General features: G+C 68.3%; 26 protein-coding genes. 17 read left to right on the top strand and 9 right to left on the bottom strand.

From position 1 onward, the window contains the following. The first annotated feature begins 187 nt into the window (after positions 1-187). Positions 188-949, top strand: a complete 762-nt coding sequence (locus Ae717Ps2_RS33110; RefSeq protein WP_143510673.1) for a hypothetical protein — start codon at positions 188-190, stop codon at positions 947-949. Between the two features lie 279 nt (positions 950-1,228). Here Ae717Ps2_RS33110 and Ae717Ps2_RS33105 read toward each other — a convergent pair whose 3' ends face one another. Next, positions 1,229-1,429 carry a hypothetical protein gene (locus Ae717Ps2_RS33105; RefSeq protein ID WP_075334507.1) on the bottom strand — a complete coding sequence of 67 codons (201 nt, stop codon included), beginning with the start codon at positions 1,427-1,429 and terminating at the stop codon, positions 1,229-1,231. 182 nt (positions 1,430-1,611) lie between these two features. On the opposite strand from Ae717Ps2_RS33105, the gene Ae717Ps2_RS33100 reads away from it, so the two are divergent. Then, a complete protein-coding gene (locus Ae717Ps2_RS33100; protein ID WP_143510899.1) occupies positions 1,612-1,812 on the top strand; it encodes a hypothetical protein in 201 nt (66 codons plus the stop codon). 284 nt (positions 1,813-2,096) lie between these two features. Here Ae717Ps2_RS33100 and Ae717Ps2_RS33095 read toward each other — a convergent pair whose 3' ends face one another. Further along, positions 2,097-2,732 carry a GntR family transcriptional regulator gene (locus Ae717Ps2_RS33095; protein WP_158071623.1) on the bottom strand — a complete coding sequence of 212 codons (636 nt, stop codon included), beginning with the start codon at positions 2,730-2,732 and terminating at the stop codon, positions 2,097-2,099. Further along, positions 2,732-2,830, bottom strand: a complete 99-nt coding sequence (locus tag Ae717Ps2_RS40725) for a GntR family transcriptional regulator (RefSeq protein ID WP_143510895.1) — start codon at positions 2,828-2,830, stop codon at positions 2,732-2,734. The genes Ae717Ps2_RS33095 and Ae717Ps2_RS40725 overlap by 1 nt, the downstream gene beginning before the upstream one ends. A 156-nt stretch (positions 2,831-2,986) precedes the next feature. On the opposite strand from Ae717Ps2_RS40725, the gene Ae717Ps2_RS33090 reads away from it, so the two are divergent. From Ae717Ps2_RS33090 to Ae717Ps2_RS33065, 8 genes are all read left to right on the top strand, one after another. Further along, positions 2,987-3,187, top strand: a complete 201-nt coding sequence (locus tag Ae717Ps2_RS33090) for a hypothetical protein (protein WP_075334841.1) — start codon at positions 2,987-2,989, stop codon at positions 3,185-3,187. Between the two features lie 2 nt (positions 3,188-3,189). After that, the gene (locus Ae717Ps2_RS33085) at positions 3,190-3,399 is read left to right on the top strand and encodes a hypothetical protein (protein WP_143510893.1); all 210 of its coding nucleotides are present in this window, start codon (positions 3,190-3,192) and stop codon (positions 3,397-3,399) included. A 19-nt stretch (positions 3,400-3,418) separates the two neighbouring features. Then, positions 3,419-3,592, top strand: a complete 174-nt coding sequence (locus Ae717Ps2_RS37795) for a hypothetical protein (protein ID WP_158071621.1) — start codon at positions 3,419-3,421, stop codon at positions 3,590-3,592. Positions 3,593-3,696: 104 nt separating this feature from the next. Beyond that, positions 3,697-4,092, top strand: a complete 396-nt coding sequence (locus tag Ae717Ps2_RS33080) for a hypothetical protein (protein WP_075334998.1) — start codon at positions 3,697-3,699, stop codon at positions 4,090-4,092. An 84-nt stretch (positions 4,093-4,176) separates the two neighbouring features. Beyond that, positions 4,177-4,923, top strand: a complete 747-nt coding sequence (locus Ae717Ps2_RS36915; RefSeq protein ID WP_143510891.1) for a hypothetical protein — start codon at positions 4,177-4,179, stop codon at positions 4,921-4,923. Beyond that, entirely contained in the window at positions 4,851-5,069 is a 219-nt protein-coding gene (locus Ae717Ps2_RS33075; RefSeq protein ID WP_143510889.1) for a hypothetical protein, read from the top strand. The genes Ae717Ps2_RS36915 and Ae717Ps2_RS33075 overlap by 73 nt, the downstream gene beginning before the upstream one ends. Continuing rightward, complete coding sequence (locus Ae717Ps2_RS33070; protein ID WP_075334838.1) at positions 5,069-5,377, top strand: hypothetical protein; 309 nt, start codon at positions 5,069-5,071, stop codon at positions 5,375-5,377. The genes Ae717Ps2_RS33075 and Ae717Ps2_RS33070 overlap by 1 nt, the downstream gene beginning before the upstream one ends. A 1,060-nt stretch (positions 5,378-6,437) precedes the next feature. Further along, complete coding sequence (locus Ae717Ps2_RS33065; RefSeq protein ID WP_075334837.1) at positions 6,438-7,175, top strand: hypothetical protein; 738 nt, start codon at positions 6,438-6,440, stop codon at positions 7,173-7,175. A 315-nt stretch (positions 7,176-7,490) separates the two neighbouring features. On the opposite strand, the gene Ae717Ps2_RS36910 is transcribed toward Ae717Ps2_RS33065, so the two are convergent. From Ae717Ps2_RS36910 to Ae717Ps2_RS33055, 3 genes are all read right to left on the bottom strand, one after another. Then, positions 7,491-8,105: a hypothetical protein gene (locus Ae717Ps2_RS36910; RefSeq protein WP_143510887.1), complete on the bottom strand. Its 615-nt coding sequence runs from the start codon at positions 8,103-8,105 to the stop codon at positions 7,491-7,493. A 253-nt stretch (positions 8,106-8,358) separates the two neighbouring features. Then, positions 8,359-8,625: a UTRA domain-containing protein gene (locus Ae717Ps2_RS40720; RefSeq protein WP_075334836.1), complete on the bottom strand. Its 267-nt coding sequence runs from the start codon at positions 8,623-8,625 to the stop codon at positions 8,359-8,361. 247 nt (positions 8,626-8,872) lie between these two features. After that, a complete protein-coding gene (locus Ae717Ps2_RS33055; protein ID WP_083702719.1) occupies positions 8,873-9,043 on the bottom strand; it encodes a GntR family transcriptional regulator in 171 nt (56 codons plus the stop codon). A 405-nt stretch (positions 9,044-9,448) separates the two neighbouring features. On the opposite strand from Ae717Ps2_RS33055, the gene Ae717Ps2_RS37790 reads away from it, so the two are divergent. The 6 genes from Ae717Ps2_RS37790 (at position 9,449) to Ae717Ps2_RS33035 (ending at position 13,394) form a co-directional block, all read left to right on the top strand. Further along, positions 9,449-9,610: a hypothetical protein gene (locus tag Ae717Ps2_RS37790; RefSeq protein WP_158071622.1), complete on the top strand. Its 162-nt coding sequence runs from the start codon at positions 9,449-9,451 to the stop codon at positions 9,608-9,610. Positions 9,611-9,629: 19 nt separating this feature from the next. Next, a complete protein-coding gene (locus Ae717Ps2_RS37785) occupies positions 9,630-9,803 on the top strand; it encodes a hypothetical protein (protein ID WP_158071621.1) in 174 nt (57 codons plus the stop codon). Between the two features lie 103 nt (positions 9,804-9,906). Further along, positions 9,907-10,086, top strand: a complete 180-nt coding sequence (locus tag Ae717Ps2_RS33050) for a hypothetical protein (RefSeq protein ID WP_075334835.1) — start codon at positions 9,907-9,909, stop codon at positions 10,084-10,086. 488 nt (positions 10,087-10,574) lie between these two features. Beyond that, positions 10,575-10,931, top strand: a complete 357-nt coding sequence (locus tag Ae717Ps2_RS33045; protein ID WP_143510885.1) for a hypothetical protein — start codon at positions 10,575-10,577, stop codon at positions 10,929-10,931. Next, positions 10,880-11,581 (top strand): hypothetical protein, encoded by a 702-nt coding sequence (locus Ae717Ps2_RS33040; protein WP_143510883.1) that lies wholly within the window; start codon positions 10,880-10,882, stop codon positions 11,579-11,581. Before Ae717Ps2_RS33045 ends, Ae717Ps2_RS33040 begins: the two co-directional genes overlap by 52 nt. An 826-nt stretch (positions 11,582-12,407) precedes the next feature. Further along, the gene (locus Ae717Ps2_RS33035) at positions 12,408-13,394 is read left to right on the top strand and encodes a protein rep (protein ID WP_143510881.1); all 987 of its coding nucleotides are present in this window, start codon (positions 12,408-12,410) and stop codon (positions 13,392-13,394) included. A 275-nt stretch (positions 13,395-13,669) separates the two neighbouring features. Here Ae717Ps2_RS33035 and Ae717Ps2_RS33030 read toward each other — a convergent pair whose 3' ends face one another. From Ae717Ps2_RS33030 to Ae717Ps2_RS40715, 3 genes are all read right to left on the bottom strand, one after another. Further along, positions 13,670-14,329, bottom strand: coding sequence for a hypothetical protein (locus Ae717Ps2_RS33030; RefSeq protein WP_143510879.1), 660 nt, complete (start codon positions 14,327-14,329; stop codon positions 13,670-13,672). A 210-nt stretch (positions 14,330-14,539) separates the two neighbouring features. Further along, positions 14,540-14,869 (bottom strand): UTRA domain-containing protein, encoded by a 330-nt coding sequence (locus Ae717Ps2_RS33025; protein ID WP_075334968.1) that lies wholly within the window; start codon positions 14,867-14,869, stop codon positions 14,540-14,542. 125 nt (positions 14,870-14,994) lie between these two features. Beyond that, positions 14,995-15,270, bottom strand: coding sequence for a GntR family transcriptional regulator (locus Ae717Ps2_RS40715; RefSeq protein ID WP_075334829.1), 276 nt, complete (start codon positions 15,268-15,270; stop codon positions 14,995-14,997). A 156-nt stretch (positions 15,271-15,426) separates the two neighbouring features. Here Ae717Ps2_RS40715 and Ae717Ps2_RS33015 point away from each other — a divergent pair, with 156 nt between their 5' ends. Then, complete coding sequence (locus Ae717Ps2_RS33015) at positions 15,427-15,627, top strand: hypothetical protein (protein ID WP_075334828.1); 201 nt, start codon at positions 15,427-15,429, stop codon at positions 15,625-15,627. Positions 15,628-15,889 lie beyond the last annotated feature (262 nt).

The following is a 15,889-nucleotide window of genomic DNA, read 5'->3' as shown; positions in this document are numbered from 1 at the left end:
CGCCGCTCGAAGGATCTCGAACAGCTGATCAACTGGAACGCCGACCGGGGGGCACGGTCGCACTGCTGACCCTGACGATGCGCCACCACCGGGGCCACAGCCTGCGCGAACTTCGCCGAGCGCTGAGCGCGGCGTGGCGACACCTCACACAGTCGCGGGGTGGAAGCGGTGGAAGACGGACCTGGACATGGACTATGTCCGGGGAGTGGAGGGCACCCACACCGACCTCAACGGCTGGCACCTCCACATCCACGCCCTGTTGATCTTCCCGACCGATGTGAGCGCGGAGATTCCTGCTCTGACCTGCGAGGTCTACACCCGCTGGGCCGCGGGGCTGGCGAAGAAGGGCATGAGCGCCACCGCCGAGCACGGCATCGACGTGCGGGTCGGTAACGGCGCGGTGGAGAAGATGGGCAAGTACATCTCGAAGCTGGCCTTCGAGACCGCCGGTGGCCGGTGGAAGCGCGGCAAGCGCGGCTCCCGCACGCCGTTCCAGATCCTCGCCGACGCGATCGACACCGGCAACGAGCGCGACGTCGCGCTCTGGCAGGAGTGGGAACAGGGCAGCCACGGCATGCAGCAGCTCGTGTGGTCCAACGGCCTCAAGCAGCGCTGCGGGGTCACCGAGGTCAAGGACGAGGAGATCGCCGAAGAAGACGGAGGTGGAGAGCTGGCAGGAGTCCTCCCGGCCCGGAGCTGGAAGAAGATCTACCCGGTCGCGGAGGACCTGATCATCGCGACTCGCCACGGCGGAGTTCCCGCCGCGCGCGCCTGGCTCGACGCCCGGGGCCTGGCCTTCGAGTTCGAGGCTGACACCACCGAACGCGCCGTCCAGCTCGACCCCGGAGACGCCCCGTTTGCGTGGCTCAAAGCCGCGCTCGCGGCCGAAGACCCCGAACAGCGCCGGGAACGGCGCCGGAGCTACTACCGGCCCGCTACGGCGCTCTGAGGGCGACGGCCAGGACCGCCAGGACCGCCAGGACCTATGCATCATCTGATGATCTTCGGCCAGGGGCGTGGTCTGGGTGGGCGCCTCCGGCGGACCCAAGTTAGGCGTTTTCCTAAGGAAACGCCGTGTCGTCGATACGACGACGATGCAGCTGAACACGGTGGGTGGCTACGCGGCCTTCAAGACCATGTGATGCATAGGTGCGGTGGTGCGGTGGTGCGGTGGTGCGGTGGTGCGGTGGTGCATTTGATCTTGATCTGGGTCAGTGACGGGCTGTGGTCAGAGGACGCGCCAGCGCTCGTGTGCGGCCTGGCGGCTCATCGACGTGGCGGCGCCGATCTTGGCCCAGGAGATCCCGGCTTGGCGCGCTTCGCGTACGGCGTCGGTGAGGGCGTCGTTCGCTCGGCGGGCAGCGGCGGCTGCGGTACCGGCGACGGCAGCGGCCTCGACTAGACGAGCTCCGGGGTCGGGCTCGGGCACCGCCTGGTCCTCGACGACGACGGCCGCGGCTTCCGGCGCGGCCGTCGGCTCGACCGGCTTGGCGCGCTTGCTCGGCCGCCGTCGCTGTGGACGCTCAGATGCTCCCTGCGGCTCCGGCGGGGCGGCGGGGTGTCTTCGGTTGGGTCCGGGGCCGACAGCGGCTCAGGGAGCCACTGACCGACGTGGGCATCCCACTCGGGGCGCAGGACCTCCCGGGTCTGAGCCCGGTACCGGCGGGTCCGCAGAGGCTGCTCGCGGGCACCGGGGCGGTGCGCAGCTGGCCGGACCACCCGCACGAGCACGACGCGTACCGCACGTGCACTTCCACGGTGTCGTTGCTGATCGGCTCGTCGTCCTGCCCGGCGACGATCCCCAGCGCGTGACCCTCGTGCTCACCGGCAGCCGGATGCGTGGTGGTGACGTTCCAGGGGCCGCTCAAGTCCTTCACGGGAGCCATTTGTCAGTCATCCTTCCTTGACACTGTCAGTCAAGCTTGCCTGGCGAAATAACCAATCGTCAAGATAGCCTGACAATTAACTGTCAGGACAGCTTGGCAATGCTGTCAAGAAGCCCTGACGTTGCCAGTCAGGTATTACTGACAACTGATGAGTGCCGGACTGGCCGGCCAACCGCGGCGATGGGGGCTCTGCCGCGATTGGCCAGGAACCTACATCGCCACTGTGTAGGTCTGCTCTGCTCGATCACCAGTTGCTACGAAGGTGCTGGTTTCCAGCTCGATCTGGCTCGCGTCGCGCGTGGTCCGCAGCGTGATCAGCACGGGTACGCCAGGCGGGATCGACATGACGTCCCGTTCGTCCGGGTCAGGCATCCGAGTGCTCACTCGTTCGGTTGTCTGTGCAGGCTGGTATCCGGCCTCGCGCATGAACGAGTACAGGTCGGTCCGCTCGTGGGCGTCCTTGTCGGCCGGGTCGTACCCGGTCTCTGAGTGGATTCGCGCACCTACCTCGCCTGGGAGCCACTGATCGTGCAGCAACACGATGTGGCGGCCCTTGTAGTACCGCCGGACTCGGTGGACAACCCGATCCCCCCGGCCAATGCCGAGGCGCTGCGCTACTTCGTGGTTCGCGACGTCGTAGGACGCCTCGACGGTCTCGATCTTTGAGTCATCCCCGGTGGTGCTCCCCCACGCGGGATGCGCGTCTCCGGGCTGGCTGTGCATGTCCACGGTGCCGAGGTCGCGCACGACTGTTCCGACACCTGACAGCGGCGTCACCAGGCCCTCGTTGGCAAGGGCCGACACCGCGCTGCGCACGGTCTCCCGCGCTACCTCGTACGTCGCCATCAACTCGGGGAGTGCGGGAGGGTCGACCCCGGCGGATAGGTGCCGTTGGTGATCCTTTCTCGCAGCTCGCGGGCGATCTTCTCGTACTTCCGGGCCATCGTCTGACCTCCTCTGATTCATACGTCTAGACCTTTGAGGGACTCATGCTACGGTAGTTCTATCAGTCCAGACGTCCAGACCTTCGAGGCTGCGAACTGAGGACAAGAACCACAGGACGGTCTGGCCCCGGAGTGGCGGATCGAAAAACATGGGAGATGCGCATGTCGAACCAGGGCCCGATGAACTTCAAGATCGACCCGACGAGTTTCACGATGGTGATGGTCATGGACCTGGCGCCGAAGCTGAAGTTCGGCAGCGACACCGATCAGGAGTGCTTGCGGAACGGCACCCCGAAGTGGGTTGCCCAGGTCACGGTGGGTTCCAGGCGTTCGGGCGGCCGTCGTTTTCGGTGCTGAACGTGACGATCGCGTCGCACGAGGACCCGCGCCACGGGTTTCAGCCCGGGATGCCCTGCGAGCTGGTCGGCTTCGAGGTCGGCGTGATGGACAAGACGATCAAGGACAAGAACACCGGTGAGGACAAGGTCGTCGGGGCGCAGGTCTACTACCGCGCCGACGCGATCCGCCCGATCGGCGGCTCGGGCCGGAAGAACGAGCAGGCCGCGTGATGCGGGCCGCCGGTGGCCGGTGCTCGACGGCCAGATGGGCCTCGTGCTGGTGGTGCTGACCTGCACCTCGTGCCAGCACGCCGAGGAGATCCCGGACGACGGCGGCCGCCTGCCGGATCAGTGCCCCCGCTGCGACGGCTGGGCTTTCACCGGCGCACTCGTGTCGACCACCTCCACCGCTGTCGCTAGCTGATCAAGGAGCAAAGGCATGTCCGAGCGGATCGCGATCACCGTCCTGACGGCGCTGGGGCCCTGCTGGGTCATCACGGCGGGGACTACTTGGCCCAGGACGACTGCATGTCGGCCCACAAGCAGCACCGCACCGGGCAGGGTCGCCGGGAACTTGCTCTGCACGCCTCCACCTATGCCGCGGCGCAGGCCGTCACGAAGTGGGCGTTCTACCGGACTGCCGGTGTCCGGGTCCCGTGGCTGGCCCAGCTCACCGGCGTGGTGGCGGAGGGCGTGGTGCATGCGGTGATCGATGACGGCCGTCTGCTCGCTCGGTTTGCCGCGATCCCGGGTCGCCAGCGTGACGAGCACGGCGCCCGGATCGGCCGACAGAAGCGGTTCCACGGCCTGGCTGATCACGGAGTGAACGGTCGCGCCCTGATGGATCAGGCCGTCCACCACCAGGTGCAGATCCCTGTTGGTGTCGCCGTCACTACCGCGGTCGCCGCCCTCATCGCCCGCTGAGCAACTGACCCCCGCTCGACCACGGCCCCGGCCCGGAGAACCCCCTCCCGGACCGGGGCCGTCTTCACGACAGGAGCACTGATCATGTGGAGCAGGCAGCGCGCCGAGGATCGGGCCGCCCGCGAGTTCGTCGACCGGCTGGTGAACCCGTGGCGCCGGGTCTGTGAGCGGGTTCCGGGCTCTCGCACACGGTGCAGTCGCCTCCGGCACCACGATCGTCATCCCGACCCTGGCCCGGGCGGACCTGTCGGGCCGGACCCGGTGCTGGTGGTGCGCAAGATCCACGGCCAGCTCATCGAGGACTTCCGTGCTGACGAGGCGTCGCGGCGGATCGCGGCGGCGCTGGGCTATGACCGGATCCGGGTCTACCCGCGCGGATCGGAGTGGGTCCGGATCGAGCTGCTGATCGGCGACCCCCTCGACGGCGAGGTCCCGGCTCCGTTGGCCGGCCGCGGGCTGTCGGTCTCCGACGTGGAGATCACCATCGCCCGAGACGAGCTCGGCAACCCTCTGCGCCAGTCCTGGGTGGAGGGGCCGCACGTCTGCATTCAGGGCGCGACCCGCTCGGGCAAGAGCGTGTGGTGCTATTCGGCGCTGGCGCAGCTCGCCCGCCTCGACGATGTCCTGATCGCGGGTCTGACCTGTCTGGGTTGCTTCTGGGCCGTCCCTACGTGGGTACCCGGCACCACGAGTGGCAGGCCACCGGGTCGGCCGACGTTGAGGCACACCGGGATCTGCTGGTCCGCCTGGTCGCGGAGATGGACACCCGGATCCGGAACCTGCCGCCTCGCCGGGACAAGTTCACCCGCTTCCATGCCGGGTTCCCGCTGATCGTGGTCGTGCTCGAAGAGTTCGCCGGGCTGCTGCGCCTGGCGTCGACGGCCCCGGTCGAGAAGGGCCAGCCGAAGATGCGTGAGCAGCTCCTCGCGCTCTACGGCCGCCTGGTCTCCGAGGGACACAAGCGGGCCTGCGGCTGATGGTGGTCACCCAGCGCGCGGACGCGACCGTCGTCGGTGGTTTCGAGCGCGGTCAGCTCGGCCTGCGGATCAGCTTCCGGCTCGACGACCCGGAGGCCCTGGTGATGCTCCACGGCCAGTCCGCCCGCGATCACCTCGAGGAGCACCAGCTCGCCCCGCCCGGGGTCGCGCTGGTCCAGGCACCCGCCCGGCCGTTGGGCCGGGTCCGCGGACCGCGGCTGATGGGCCCCTCGGAGGACGCCGACTACGCCCGCTACTGGGACGAGATCGCGGACGGCGCGGCGCGCCTCCACGAGGTAGCGGCCTGATCAGGCCAGAGTTAGCAACCAGGTCGACACAGAAGTGAGCCCCCAGGACTGGCATCCCGGGGGCCCGCACGTCGGCCGGAAATGGTCACCCTGCGAAGCGATCGGAGCACCGGCCAACGTGGCTACCCACAGCGTACCTAGAGCCCCCCAGCGCGGCGCTACGCGACGAGGGCACTTCCCCACCCCGGAAACAGGCAGCGGCTCGCCCCAGCGGCTCCACAGCCCGTCTCGACGCCTGCCCTTCCTCGATATAGGCCGCTTGAAGGCTGGGCAGGTTCAGTCAAGGGTCGAAGATCGCGGAGCGACGGCGCAGCCGCCCTTGACGGGTTCTGATCAGCATTCGATCCTCGGCCGGTTCGAGGGAGGCACCACGCCCTCGCAGCTGGCACCGGACCGTTTGTCGGCGTCGCCGTAGGTGTGCGCTTGGCAGTGCCGGGCCCGGCCCGCCGGCCGGAGGCTGAGGCGGGCCGGTGCCCGGCTCTGCCGGGTGCCGGACACGGCCGTCGTCGTCGTGGCGGTGTGCGTGACGGCCGCGCTGGCTTCGGTGCGCCCTTCGGCGGCCGCGCTTGTAACGACGCGAAAAGTGCGGCCACCGCAGGTCAGGACCACGCGGGGGCCTTCTGGGACCGCCAGGATCAGGCGCTACGCGACAAGTACCGGGCTCGCCGGAGCTGGCCGCGATCACGAGCCTGTCGCGGGTCAAGAAGTGCGGTCGGGTCTCGACCAACGAGGGTGGAGAGGTCTCGTTGCACCACACGCCCGGACCGGAGGGGAACCGGGCACCGCAGGCTTCGGCGGCCTGGCGACCTGCGGCAGCGTGTGGGCGTGCCCGGTGTGCTCGGCCAAGATCAGTGCGCGCCGCTCGAAGGATCTCGAACAGCTGATCAACTGGAACGCCGACCGGGGGGCACGGTCGCACTGCTGACCCTGACGATGCGCCACCACCGGGGCCACAGCCTGCGCGAACTTCGCCGAGCGCTGAGCGCGGCGTGGCGACACCTCACACAGTCGCGGGGTGGAAGCGGTGGAAGACGGACCTGGACATGGACTATGTCCGGGAGTGGAGGGCACCCACACCGACCTCAACGGCTGGCACCTCCACATCCACGCCCTGTTGATCTTCCCGACCGATGTGAGCGCGGAGATTCCTGCTCTGACCTGCGAGGTCTACACCCGCTGGCCGCGGGCTGGCGAAGAAGGCATGAGCGCCACCGCCGAGCACGGCATCGACGTGCGGGTCGGTAACGGCGCGGTGGAGAAGATGGGCAAGTACATCTCGAAGCTGGCCTTCGAGACCGCCGGTGGCCGGTGGAAGCGCGGCAAGCGCGGCTCCCGCACGCCGTTCCAGATCCTCGCCGACGCGATCGACACCGGCAACGAGCGCGACGTCGCGCTCTGGCAGGAGTGGGAACAGGGCAGCCACGGCATGCAGCAGCTCGTGTGGTCCAACGCCTCAAGCAGCGCTGCGGGTCACCGAGTCAAGGACGAGGAGATCGCCGAAGAAGACGGAGGTGGAGAGCTGGCAGGAGTCCTCCCGGCCCGGAGCTGGAAGAAGATCTACCCGGTCGCGGAGGACCTGATCATCGCGACTCGCCACGGCGGAGTTCCCGCCGCGCGCGCCTGGCTCGACGCCCGGGGCCTGGCCTTCGAGTTCGAGGCTGACACCACCGAACGCGCCGTCCAGCTCGACCCCGGAGACGCCCCGTTTGCGTGGCTCAAAGCCGCGCTCGCGGCCGAAGACCCCGAACAGCGCCGGGAACGGCGCCGGAGCTACTACCGGCCCGCTACGGCGCTCTGAGGGCGACGGCCAGGACCGCCAGGACCGCCAGGACCTATGCATCATCTGATGATCTTCGGCCAGGGGCGTGGTCTGGGTGGGCGCCTCCGGCGGACCCAAGTTAGGCGTTTTCCTAAGGAAACGCCGTGTCGTCGATACGACGACGATGCAGCTGAACACGGTGGGTGGCTACGCGGCCTTCAAGACCATGTGATGCATAGGTGCGTGGTGCGGTGGTGCGGTGGTCGGTGGTGCGGTGGTGCATTTGATCTTGATCTGGGTCAGTGACGGGCTGTGGTCAGAGGACGCGCCAGCGCTCGTGTGCGGCCTGGCGGCTCATCGACGTGGCGGCGCCGATCTTGGCCCAGGAGATCCCGGCTTGGCCGCTTCGCGTACGGCGTCGGTGAGGGCGTCGTTCGCTCGGCGGGCAGCGGCGGCTGCGGTACCGGCGACGGCAGCGGCCTCGACTAGACGAGCTCCGGGGTCGGGCTCGGGCACCGCCTGGTCCTCGACGACGACGGCCGCGGCTTCCGGCGCGGCCGTCGGCTCGACCGGCTTGGCGCGCTTGCTCGGCCGCCGTCGCTGTGGACGCTCAGATGCTCCCTGCGGCTCCGGCGGGCGGCGGGGTGTCTTCGGTTGGGTCCGGGCCGACAGCGGCTCAGGGAGCCACTGACCGACGTGGGCATCCCACTCGGGGCGCAGACCTCCCGGGTCTGAGCCCGGTACCGGCGGGTCCGCAGAGCTGCTCGCGGGCACCGGGGCGGTGCGCAGCTGGCCGGACCACCCGCACGAGCACGACGCGTACCGCACGTGCACTTCCACGGTGTCGTTGCTGATCGGCTCGTCGTCCTGCCCGGCGACGATCCCCAGCGCGTGACCCTCGTGCTCACCGGCAGCCGGATGCGTGGTGGTGACGTTCCAGGGGCCGCTCAAGTCCTTCACGGGAGCCATTTGTCAGTCATCCTTCCTTGACACTGTCAGTCAAGCTTGCCTGGCGAAATAACCAATCGTCAAGATAGCCTGACAATTAACTGTCAGGACAGCTTGGCAATGCTGTCAAGAAGCCCTGACGTTGCCAGTCAGGTATTACTGACAACTGATGAGTGCCGGACTGGCCGGCCAACCGCGGCGATGGGGCTCTGCCGCGATTGGCCAGGAACCTACATCGCCACTGTGTAGGTCTGCTCTGCTCGATCACCAGTTGCTACGAAGGTGCTGGTTTCCAGCTCGATCTGGCTCGCGTCGCGCGTGTCCGCAGCGTGATCAGCACGGGTACGCCAGGCGGGATCGACATGACGTCCCGTTCGTCCGGGTCAGGCATCCGAGTGCTCACTCGTTCGGTTGTCTGTGCAGGCTGGTATCCGGCCTCGCGCATGAACGAGTACAGGTCGGTCCGCTCGTGGGCGTCCTTGTCGGCCGGTCGTACCCGGTCTCTGAGTGGATTCGCGCACCTACCTCGCCTGGGAGCCACTGATCGTGCAGCAACACGATGTGGCGGCCCTTGTAGTACCGCCGGACTCGGTGGACAACCCGATCCCCCCGGCCAATGCCGAGCGCTGCGCTACTTCGTGGTTCGCGACGTCGTAGGACGCCTCGACGGTCTCGATCTTGAGTCATCCCCGTGGTGCTCCCCCACGCGGGATGCGCGTCTCCGGGCTGGCTGTGCATGTCCACGGTGCCGAGGTCGCGCACGACTGTTCCGACACCTGACAGCGGCGTCACCAGCCCTCGTTGGCAAGGGCCGACACCGCGCTGCGCACGGTCTCCCGCGCTACCTCGTACGTCGCCATCAACTCGGGGAGTGCGGGGAGGGTCGACCCCGGCGGATAGGTGCCGTTGGTGATCCTTTCTCGCAGCTCGCGGGCGATCTTCTCGTACTTCCGGGCCATCGTCTGACCTCCTCTGATTCATACGTCTAGACCTTTGAGGGACTCATGCTACGGTAGTTCTATCAGTCCAGACGTCCAGACCTTCGAGGCTGCGAACTGAGGACAAGAACCACAGGACGGTCTGGCCCCGGAGTGGCGGATCGAAAAACATGGGAGATGCGCATGTCGAACCAGGGCCCGATGAACTTCAAGATCGACCCGACGAGTTTCACGATGGTGATGGTCATGGACCTGGCGCCGAAGCTGAAGTTCGCAGCGACACCGATCAGGAGTGCTTGCGGAACGGCACCCCGAAGTGGTTGCCCAGGTCACGGTGGGGTTCCAGGCGTTCGGCGGCCGTCGTTTCGGTGCTGAACGTGACGATCGGCGTCGCACGAGGACCCGCGCCACGGGTTTCAGCCCGGGATGCCCTGCGAGCTGGTCGGCTTCGAGGTCGGCGTGATGGACAAGACGATCAAGGACAAGAACACCGGTGAGGACAAGGTCGTCGGGGCGCAGGTCTACTACCGCGCCGACGCGATCCGCCCGATCGGCGGCTCGGGCCGGAAGAACGAGCAGGCCGCGTGATGCGGGCCGCCGGTGGCCGGTGCTCGACGGCCAGATGGGCCTCGTGCTGGTGGTGCTGACCTGCACCTCGTGCCAGCACGCCGAGGAGATCCCGGACGACGGCGGCCGCCTGCCGGATCAGTGCCCCCGCTGCGACGGCTGGGCTTTCACCGGCGCACTCGTGTCGACCACCTCCACCGCTGTCGCTAGCTGATCAAGGAGCAAAGGCATGTCCGAGCGGATCGCGATCACCGTCCTGACGGCGCTGGGGCCCTGCTGGGTCATCACGCGGGGACTACTTGGCCCAGGACGACTGCATGTCGGCCCACAAGCAGCACCGCACCGGGCAGGGTCGCCGGGAACTTGCTCTGCACGCCTCCACCTATGCCGCGGCGCAGGCCGTCACGAAGTGGGCGTTCTACCGGACTGCCGGTGTCCGGGTCCCGTGGCTGGCCCAGCTCACCGGCGTGGGGCGGAGGGCGTGGTGCATGCGGTGATCGATGACGGCCGTCTGCTCGCTCGGTTTGCCGCGATCCCGGGCGCCAGCGTGACGAGCACGGCGCCCGGATCGGCCGACAGAAGCGGTTCCACGGCCTGGCTGATCACGGAGTGAACGGTCGCGCCCTGATGGATCAGGCCGTCCACCACCAGGTGCAGATCCCTGTTGGTGTCGCCGTCACTACCGCGGTCGCCGCCCTCATCGCCCGCTGAGCAACTGACCCCCGCTCGACCACGGCCCCGGCCCGGAGAACCCCCTCCCGGACCGGGGCCGTCTTCACGACAGGAGCACTGATCATGTGGAGCAGGCAGCGCGCCGAGGATCGGGGCCGCCCGCCGAGTTCGTCGACCGGCTGGTGAACCCGTGGCGCCGGGTCTGTGAGCGGGTTCCGGGGCTCTCGCACACGGTGCAGGTCGCCTCCGGCACCACGATCGTCATCCCGACCCTGGCCCGGGCGGACCTGTCGGGCCGGACCCGGTGCTGGTGGTGCGCAAGATCCACGGCCAGCTCATCGAGGACTTCCGTGCTGACGAGGCGTCGCGGCGGATCGCGGCGGCGCTGGGCTATGACCGGATCCGGGTCTACCCGCGCGGATCGGAGTGGGTCCGGATCGAGCTGCTGATCGGCGACCCCCTCGACGGCGAGGTCCCGGCTCCGTTGGCCGGCCGCGGGCTGTCGGTCTCCGACGTGGAGATCACCATCGCCCGAGACGAGCTCGGCAACCCTCTGCGCCAGTCCTGGGTGGAGGGCCGCACGTCTGCATTCAGGGCGCGACCCGCTCGGGCAAGAGCGTGTGGTGCTATTCGGCGCTGGCGCAGCTCGCCCGCCTCGACGATGTCCTGATCGCGGGGTCTGACCTGTCTGGGTTGCTTCTGGGCCGTCCCTACGTGGGTACCCGGCACCACGAGTGGCAGGCCACCGGGTCGGCCGACGTTGAGGCACACCGGGATCTGCTGGTCCGCCTGGTCGCGGAGATGGACACCCGGATCCGGAACCTGCCGCCTCGCCGGGACAAGTTCACCCGCTTCCATGCCGGGTTCCCGCTGATCGTGGTCGTGCTCGAAGAGTTCGCCGGGCTGCTGCGCCTGGCGTCGACGGCCCCGGTCGAGAAGGGCCAGCCGAAGATGCGTGAGCAGCTCCTCGCGCTCTACGGCCGCCTGGTCTCCGAGGGACACAAGGCGGGCCTGCGGCTGATGGTGGTCACCCAGCGCGCGGACGCGACCGTCGTCGGTGGTTTCGAGCGCGGTCAGCTCGGCCTGCGGATCAGCTTCCGGCTCGACGACCCGGAGGCCCTGGTGATGCTCCACGGCCAGTCCGCCCGCGATCACCTCGAGGAGCACCAGCTCGCCCCGCCCGGGGTCGCGCTGGTCCAGGCACCCGCCCGGCCGTTGGGCCGGGTCCGCGGACCGCGGCTGATGGCCCCTCGGAGGACGCCGACTACGCCCGCTACTGGGACGAGATCGCGGACGGCGCGGCGCGCCTCCACGAGGTAGCGGCCTGATCAGGCCAGAGTTAGCAACCAGGTCGACACAGAAGTGAGCCCCCAGGACTGGCATCCCGGGGGCCCGCACGTCGGCCGGAAATGGTCACCCTGCGAAGCGATCGGAGCACCGGCCAACGTGGCTACCCACAGCGTACCTAGAGCCCCCAGCGCGGCGCTACGCGACGAGGGCACTTCCCCACCCCGGAAACAGGCAGCGGCTCGCCCCAGCGGCTCCACAAGCCCGTCTCGACGCCTGCCTTCCTCGATATAGGCCGCTTGAAGGCTGGGCAGGTTCAGTCAAGGGTCGAAGATCGCGGAGCGACGGCGCAGCCGCCCTTGACGGGTTCTGATCAGCATTCGATCCTCGGCCGGTTCGAGGGAGGGCACCACGCCCTCGCAGCTGGCACCGGACCGTTTGTCGGCGTCGCCGTAGGTGTGCGCTTGGCAGTGCCGGGCCCGGCCCGCCGGCCGGAGGCTGAGGCGGGCCGGTGCCCGGCTCTGCCCGGGTGCCGGACACGGCCGTCGTCGTCGTGCGGTGTGCGGTGACGGCCGCGCTGGCTTCGGTGCGCCCTTCGCGGCCGCGCTGGTAACGACGCGAAAAGTGCGGCCACCGCAGGTCAGGACCACGCGGGGGCCTTCTGGGACCGCCAGGATCAGGCGCTACGCGACAAGTACCGGGCTCGCCGGGAGCTGGCCGCGATCACGAGCCTGTCGCGGGTCAAGAAGTGCGGTCGGGTCTCGACCAACGAGGGTGGAGAGGTCTCGTTGCACCACACGCCCGGACCGGAGGGGAACCGGGCACCGCAGGCTTCGGCGGCCTGGCGACCTGCGGCAGCGTGTGGGCGTGCCCGGTGTGCTCGGCCAAGATCAGTGCGCGCCGCTCGAAGGATCTCGAACAGCTGATCAACTGGAACGCCGACCGGGGGGGCACGGTCGCACTGCTGACCCTGACGATGCGCCACCACCGGGGCCACAGCCTGCGCGAACTTCGCCGAGCGCTGAGCGCGGCGTGGACACCTCACACAGTCGCGGGGTGGAAGCGGTGGAAGACGGACCTGGACATGGACTATGTCCGGGGAGTGGAGGGCACCCACACCGACCTCAACGGCTGGCACCTCCACATCCACGCCCTGTTGATCTTCCCGACCGATGTGAGCGCGGAGATTCCTGCTCTGACCTGCGAGGTCTACACCCGCTGGGCCGCGGGGCTGGCGAAGAAGGGCATGAGCGCCACCGCCGAGCACGGCATCGACGTGCGGGTCGGTAACGGCGCGGTGGAGAAGATGGGCAAGTACATCTCGAAGCTGGCCTTCGAGACCGCCGGTGGCCGGTGGAAGCGCGGCAAGCGCGGCTCCCGCACGCCGTTCCAGATCCTCGCCGACGCGATCGACACCGGCAACGAGCGCGACGTCGCGCTCTGGCAGGAGTGGGAACAGGGCAGCCACGGCATGCAGCAGCTCGTGTGGTCCAACGGCCTCAAGCAGCGCTGCGGGGTCACCGAGGTCAAGGACGAGGAGATCGCCGAAGAAGACGGAGGTGGAGAGCTGGCAGGAGTCCTCCCGGCCCGGAGCTGGAAGAAGATCTACCCGGTCGCGGAGGACCTGATCATCGCGACTCGCCACGGCGGAGTTCCCGCCGCGCGCGCCTGGCTCGACGCCCGGGGCCTGGCCTTCGAGTTCGAGGCTGACACCACCGAACGCGCCGTCCAGCTCGACCCCGGAGACGCCCCGTTTGCGTGGCTCAAAGCCGCGCTCGCGGCCGAAGACCCCGAACAGCGCCGGGAACGGCGCCGGAGCTACTACCGGCCCGCTACGGCGCTCTGAGGGCGACGGCCAGGACCGCCAGGACCGCCAGGACCTATGCATCATCTGATGATCTTCGGCCAGGGGCGTGGTCTGGGTGGGCGCCTCCGGCGGACCCAAGTTAGGCGTTTTCCTAAGGAAACGCCGTGTCGTCGATACGACGACGATGCAGCTGAACACGGTGGGTGGCTACGCGGCCTTCAAGACCATGTGATGCATAGGTGCGGTGGTGCGGTGGTGCGGTGGTGCGGTGGTGCGGGTGCATTTGATCTTGATCTGGGTCAGACGGGCTGTGGTCAGAGGACGCGCCAGCGCTCGTGTGCGGCCTGGCGGCTCATCGACGTGGCGGCGCCGATCTTGGCCCAGGAGATCCCGGCTTGGCGCGCTTCGCGTACGGCGTCGGTGAGGGCGTCGTTCGCTCGGCGGGCAGCGGCGGCTGCGGTACCGGCGACGGCAGCGGCCTCGACTAGACGAGCTCCGGGGTCGGGCTCGGGCACCGCCTGGTCCTCGACGACGACGGCCGCGGCTTCCGGCGCGGCCGTCGGCTCGACCGGCTTGGCGCGCTTGCTCGGCCGCCGTCGCTGTGGACGCTCAGATGCTCCCTGCGGCTCCGGCGGGGCGGCGGGGGGTGTCTTCGGTTGGGTCCGGGCCGACAGCGGCTCAGGGAGCCACTGACCGACGTGGGCATCCCACTCGGGGCGCAGGACCTCCCGGGTCTGAGCCCGGTACCGGCGGGTCCGCAGAGGCTGCTCGCGGGCACCGGGGGCGGTGCGCAGCTGGCCGGACCACCCGCACGAGCACGACGCGTACCGCACGTGCACTTCCACGGTGTCGTTGCTGATCGGCTCGTCGTCCTGCCCGGCGACGATCCCCAGCGCGTGACCCTCGTGCTCACCGGCAGCCGGATGCGTGGTGGTGACGTTCCAGGGGCCGCTCAAGTCCTTCACGGGAGCCATTTGTCAGTCATCCTTCCTTGACACTGTCAGTCAAGCTTGCCTGGCGAAATAACCAATCGTCAAGATAGCCTGACAATTAACTGTCAGGACAGCTTGGCAATGCTGTCAAGAAGCCCTGACGTTGCCAGTCAGGTATTACTGACAACTGATGAGTGCCGGACTGGCCGGCCAACCGCGGCGATGGGGGCTCTGCCGCGATTGGCCAGGAACCTACATCGCCACTGTGTAGGTCTGCTCTGCTCGATCACCAGTTGCTACGAAGGTGCTGGTTTCCAGCTCGATCTGGCTCGCGTCGCGCGTGGTCCGCAGCGTGATCAGCACGGGTACGCCAGGCGGGATCGACATGACGTCCCGTTCGTCCGGGTCAGGCATCCGAGTGCTCACTCGTTCGGTTGTCTGTGCAGGCTGGTATCCGGCCTCGCGCATGAACGAGTACAGGTCGGTCCGCTCGTGGGCGTCCTTGTCGGCCGGGTCGTACCCGGTCTCTGAGTGGATTCGCGCACCTACCTCGCCTGGGAGCCACTGATCGTGCAGCAACACGATGTGGCGGCCCTGTAGTACCGCCGGACTCGGTGGACAACCGATCCCCCCGGCCAATGCCGAGGCGCTGCGCTACTTCGTGGTTCGCGACGTCGTAGGACGCCTCGACGGTCTCGATCTTTGAGTCATCCCCGGTGGTGCTCCCCCACGCGGGATGCGCGTCTCCGGGCTGGCTGTGCATGTCCACGGTGCCGAGGTCGCGCACGACTGTTCCGACACCTGACAGCGGCGTCACCAGGCCCTCGTTGGCAAGGGCCGACACCGCGCTGCGCACGGTCCCGCGCTACCTCGTACGTCGCCATCAACTCGGGGAGTGCGGGGAGGGTCGACCCCGGCGGATAGGTGCCGTTGGTGATCCTTTCTCGCAGCTCGCGGGCGATCTTCTCGTACTTCCGGGCCATCGTCTGACCTCCTCTGATTCATACGTCTAGACCTTTGAGGGACTCATGCTACGGTAGTTCTATCAGTCCAGACGTCCAGACCTTCGAGGCTGCGAACTGAGGACAAGAACCACAGGACGGTCTGGCCCCGGAGTGGCGGATCGAAAAACATGGGAGATGCGCATGTCGAACCAGGGCCCGATGAACTTCAAGATCGACCCGACGAGTTTCACGATGGTGATGGTCATGGACCTGGCGCCGAAGCTGAAGTTCGGCAGCGACACCGATCAGGAGTGCTTGCGGAACGGCACCCCGAAGTGGGTTGCCCAGGTCACGGTGGGGTTCCAGGCGTTCGGCGGCCGTCGTTTTCGGTGCTGAACGTGACGATCGCGTCGCACGAGGACCCGCGCCACGGGTTTCAGCCCGGGATGCCCTGCGAGCTGGTCGGCTTCGAGGTCGGCGTGATGGACAAGACGATCAAGGACAGAACACCGGTGAGGACAAGGTCGTCGGGGCGCAGGTCTACTACCGCGCCGACGCGATCCGCCCGATCGGCGGCTCGGGCCGGAAGAACGAGCAGGCCGCGTGATGGCGGGCCGCCGGTGGCCGGTGCTCGACGGCCAGATGGGCCTCGTGCTGG

This window comes from Pseudonocardia sp. Ae717_Ps2, assembly GCF_001932475.1.
GTDB lineage: Bacteria > Actinomycetota > Actinomycetes > Mycobacteriales > Pseudonocardiaceae > Pseudonocardia.
Note: the sequence above shows the minus strand (reverse complement) of the source record. Positions and strands in the feature narration are given on the sequence as shown.

What these genes read in the sequence shown, in the direction of transcription:
- Ae717Ps2_RS33075 (WP_143510889.1), top strand. Translation starts at nt 4,851, where the DNA reads ATGGACACCCGGATCCGGAACCTGCCGCCTCGCCGGGACAAGTTCACC.
- Ae717Ps2_RS33070 (WP_075334838.1), top strand. Translation starts at nt 5,069, where the DNA reads ATGGTGGTCACCCAGCGCGCGGACGCGACCGTCGTCGGTGGTTTCGAG.
- Ae717Ps2_RS37790 (WP_158071622.1), top strand. Translation starts at nt 9,449, where the DNA reads ATGCCCTGCGAGCTGGTCGGCTTCGAGGTCGGCGTGATGGACAAGACG.
- Ae717Ps2_RS33095 (WP_158071623.1), bottom strand. Translation starts at nt 2,732, where the DNA reads ATGGCGACGTACGAGGTAGCGCGGGAGACCGTGCGCAGCGCGGTGTCG.
- Ae717Ps2_RS33030 (WP_143510879.1), bottom strand. Translation starts at nt 14,329, where the DNA reads ATGGCTCCCGTGAAGGACTTGAGCGGCCCCTGGAACGTCACCACCACG.
- Ae717Ps2_RS40715 (WP_075334829.1), bottom strand. Translation starts at nt 15,270, where the DNA reads ATGGCCCGGAAGTACGAGAAGATCGCCCGCGAGCTGCGAGAAAGGATC.
- Ae717Ps2_RS40725 (WP_143510895.1), bottom strand. Translation starts at nt 2,830, where the DNA reads ATGGCCCGGAAGTACGAGAAGATCGCCCGCGAGCTGCGAGAAAGGATC.
- Ae717Ps2_RS33050 (WP_075334835.1), top strand. Translation starts at nt 9,907, where the DNA reads ATGTCGGCCCACAAGCAGCACCGCACCGGGCAGGGTCGCCGGGAACTT.
- Ae717Ps2_RS33110 (WP_143510673.1), top strand. Translation starts at nt 188, where the DNA reads ATGGACTATGTCCGGGGAGTGGAGGGCACCCACACCGACCTCAACGGC.
- Ae717Ps2_RS36915 (WP_143510891.1), top strand. Translation starts at nt 4,177, where the DNA reads ATGTGGAGCAGGCAGCGCGCCGAGGATCGGGCCGCCCGCGAGTTCGTC.
- Ae717Ps2_RS36910 (WP_143510887.1), bottom strand. Translation starts at nt 8,105, where the DNA reads ATGGCTCCCGTGAAGGACTTGAGCGGCCCCTGGAACGTCACCACCACG.
- Ae717Ps2_RS33090 (WP_075334841.1), top strand. Translation starts at nt 2,987, where the DNA reads ATGCGCATGTCGAACCAGGGCCCGATGAACTTCAAGATCGACCCGACG.
- Ae717Ps2_RS33055 (WP_083702719.1), bottom strand. Translation starts at nt 9,043, where the DNA reads ATGGCCCGGAAGTACGAGAAGATCGCCCGCGAGCTGCGAGAAAGGATC.
- Ae717Ps2_RS33015 (WP_075334828.1), top strand. Translation starts at nt 15,427, where the DNA reads ATGCGCATGTCGAACCAGGGCCCGATGAACTTCAAGATCGACCCGACG.
- Ae717Ps2_RS33080 (WP_075334998.1), top strand. Translation starts at nt 3,697, where the DNA reads ATGTCGGCCCACAAGCAGCACCGCACCGGGCAGGGTCGCCGGGAACTT.